1 protein-coding gene and 1 pseudogene are annotated in these 3,475 nt (G+C 40.5%); both read right to left on the bottom strand.

The features are described from left to right. Positions 1–85: 85 nt before the first annotated feature. Positions 86–2,279, bottom strand: a pseudogene (locus ON09_RS23160) (catalase). A 10-nt stretch (positions 2,280–2,289) separates the two neighbouring features. After that, entirely contained in the window at positions 2,290–2,844 is a 555-nt protein-coding gene (locus ON09_RS23155; protein ID WP_010603452.1) for a YciE/YciF ferroxidase family protein, read from the bottom strand. Between the last annotated feature and the right edge of the window lie 631 nt (positions 2,845–3,475).

Here is a 3,475-nt window from a genome sequence, read left to right as displayed (position 1 = left end):
TAGCTAACTGAAGACAAGTACAAGAAAATTAGTACCTTTAATTAATAAAAATAAAAAGGAGGATAGTAAATCCTCCTTTTTATTTTTATGCCGGAATTTTTCTAGGATTTTCCCTTTCCCAAAACCGGTGCAAGGCAATCATTTCTTTAAAGATACTGCTCAATTCATCAGCCTGACCTGAAACTAAAAGGCCTTCTCTTAAAACAGTTTCCTTCGAATATTCTGCCGGAAGTTTTTTATAGAAATAAGTTGATTCCAAAACTTGTAATGCCTGTTCATCTGCTGCAATAGCTTTGCAATGTTTAAATGCTTCATTTAAGAAATGAATGGCATTGGCTTCAGCTTCTAAAGTAGCTACTGAATTTGTTCCGCCAGGCACATAAACCGAATCGTATAATACCGAAGCCGCGGTAAGGAAACTTTCATCAGGAACAATTTCCTGATCTTCCTGCGAGATAATTTTGCCCAGTTTAGGCGAGATGATGTGCACCACGGCCCCTGCTGCTACAAGCGCATCTTTAACTGTACTTAATGAAGCTCCATCTACCCCATCTGCAGCAAGAATAGCCACCTTACGGGTTTTAATGGTATCTTTTATTGTTCCAGCCATACTTAATGCCGCTGAAGCCGCCAGACTGCCTTCAGGATTTAGGGAAGCATAATCTGCAGGATCTCCATCAGCCGGAATACTGCTATTCAATGATTCAAGCGCAATATCTGGTACATGTAAACCCAATGCAAATGCTACAGCACCTGCGAGGCCTTTATCAATCTGGGCAAGCACTGCCAGCATTCTTTCGCGAATTTCTACTGCTTTTACTTTTCCCAGTTCGAAACTTAATGCATCGATGATGTGGTTCTGTTCAGGATCACTTTGTGAATTGAAAAATAACCTCGCCTGTGAAAAGTGATCAAAGAAACTTCTGCTTCTGGCTCTGATTTTCCTGGCATCAATGCGTTCATTATAACTTACAAACCCACCATCTGCAGCTTTTACCTGTTGTGGATCGTTTGCTGCCAGACCATTTGGCCCATAACTGGTTTTTCCTCTGTTAATAGTTTGTCGCATATAACCATCACGCTGATTATTGTGCACAGGAACCACTGGCCGGTTTATCGGAATTTCATGAAAATTCGGGCCGCCTAAACGGATTAACTGTGTATCGGTATATGAAAATAAACGTCCTTGCAACAATGGATCATTTGTAAAATCAATACCTGGAACCACATGCCCAACATGAAAGGCTACCTGCTCTGTTTCAGCAAAGAAATTATCAGGATTTCTATTCAGGGTCATCTTGCCAATGCGTTGCACAGGTACAAGTTCTTCGGGAATGAGTTTTGTCGGGTCGAGAATGTCGAATTCAAATTTAAATTCATCCTCTTCAGGAATAATTTGCACCCCTAATTCCCATTCGGGAAAAGCACCGGCTTCAATGGCATCCCAAAGATCGCGTCGGTGAAAATCAGGATCTTTACCTGAAATATTTTGTGCTTCATCCCAGGCAACCGCGTGTACGCCCAATAAAGGTTTCCAGTGAAATTTAACAAAATTGGAAACACCTTGAGCATTGACAAAACGGAAAGTATGGACGCCGAACCCTTCCATCATGCGGTAACTTCTCGGTAAAGCCCGATCGCTCATTGCCCACATGATCATGTGTGCCGATTCAGGAAGGTGGGAAATAAAATCCCAAAAAAGTGTCATGTGCTGAAGCTGCCTGAGGCATCTCATTATCTGGTTCCGGTTTTACCGCGTGAATCAAATCCGGGAATTTCACAGCATCCTGAATAAAAAATACAGGAACGTTATTGCCTACCAAATCGAAATTTCCTTCCTGCGTATAAAACTTTACAGCAAATCCACGCACATCACGGGCAAGATCTGTCGATCCACGGGAGCCAGCAACGGTAGAAAAACGGACAAATACAGGTGTTTCCTGACCAGGATCAGTTAAAAAAGCAGCACGGGTTAATGCCGATTGGTCTTCATAAACTTTAAAAACCCCGTGGGCTGCTGAACCTCTGGCATGTACAATGCGTTCTGGAATTCTTTCATGATCAAAATGGGTAATTTTTTCACGCAAAATAAAATCTTCCAGAAGTGTTGCCCCCCTTTCTCCTGCTTTGAGTGAATTCTGATCATCATTAATTTTTACACCATGATTGGTTGTCAGTGATTCGCCGGTTGAATCGGCGATGAATGACTCCAGTTTTTTTGTTTTATCGTTCTCTTGTTGTGAGGGCTCAGGCGATTGCTGAGTGTTTTTCTTTACCATAATATCTCGGTTATGCTTCTTCAGCAGCTTTGTAATTAATATCGTTCTCTGCAATTTCTGTTAGCTTTAAATCAGCTTGTTTTTCTTCATTTAAAGTTTGTTCAAGCAATGAAGCCACCTCATCAAGCCCTAATGTAATCGCCAATTGATGCAGACCTCCATAACTCGCAATCTCATAATGTTCTACTTTTTGTGAAGCCAGCACAATTCCAACATCACGTGTAGCTGTTCCAGCCTCTGTTTCTTCAACAATGCCTTCAGCTTCTTTAGTTAAGCCTTCCATAGCATCGCATTTTTTGGCAATTGCCTTTTCATCCAGCAATTCGAAAACCTGCTCTAACCTTGTTACATGTGTTTTAGTTTCTTCCAAATGAGATGTGATGGCCTTTTTTAGGTTTGCGGATGTCGCTGCTGAAATCATTTTAGGAAGAGATTTAACCAAATGGTTCTCCGCCCAAAATAAATCTGCAATGGAATCTTTGAAAAGTGCTGTAAGTGCCGGAGAATCCTGCACAGTGGTTTTGGAAGCAAATTTTGGATCGCTACCAGTATCTTTTTTAGCCATGGTATGTTTTATTAGGTATGTTCACCTAACAACCCTAAATTGGAAACATAAGTTTTGTTTATTATTGGTTCGATAACTTATAATAATATATTTTATTTATTATCAGATATTTGAAACCATAACCTAAACAAATAATTAACATCGCCACCAGCCGGAAATACTGGATTGATAGTTGCGAAGTCTGGAAACCCCAACAAACTAAATTGAGAGATTAATAATATCGTTAAGCACAATTATTGTCAGTCTGCATCGAGTCAAAGACCAGCTCAATGTTGACAACTAGAATAATCTGTTTGTCAGATACGCCACTATTGAGTTTTCTTTTCGTCATTACGATCCCGATTCTTCATCGGGAGAAGCAATCTCATTTGTAAAAAATAAGATTGCCACGGTCCTGAAATACGCCCTCGCTATGAACGACTGCCCTAAACATCATTCCTGTTAGCATTTAACGTTTTATTTTCGTCATTGCGATCCCGATTCTTCATCGGGAGAAGCAATCTCATTTGTAAAAAATAAGATTGCCACTGTCATAAAATACGCCCTCGCAATGAACGACTGTCCTAAACATCATTCCTGTTAGCATTAACGTTTTATTTTCGTCATTGCGATCCCGATTCTTCAGTCGGGA

It is taken from the genome of Pedobacter agri PB92 (assembly GCF_000258495.1).
In the GTDB taxonomy this organism is placed as follows: Bacteria; Bacteroidota; Bacteroidia; order Sphingobacteriales; family Sphingobacteriaceae; genus Pedobacter; species Pedobacter agri.
Note: the sequence above shows the minus strand (reverse complement) of the source record. Positions and strands in the feature narration are given on the sequence as shown.

Coding starts and splice junctions, on each gene's coding strand:
- ON09_RS23155 (WP_010603452.1), bottom strand. CDS start 2,844: ATGGCTAAAAAAGATACTGGTAGCGATCCAAAATTTGCTTCCAAAACC.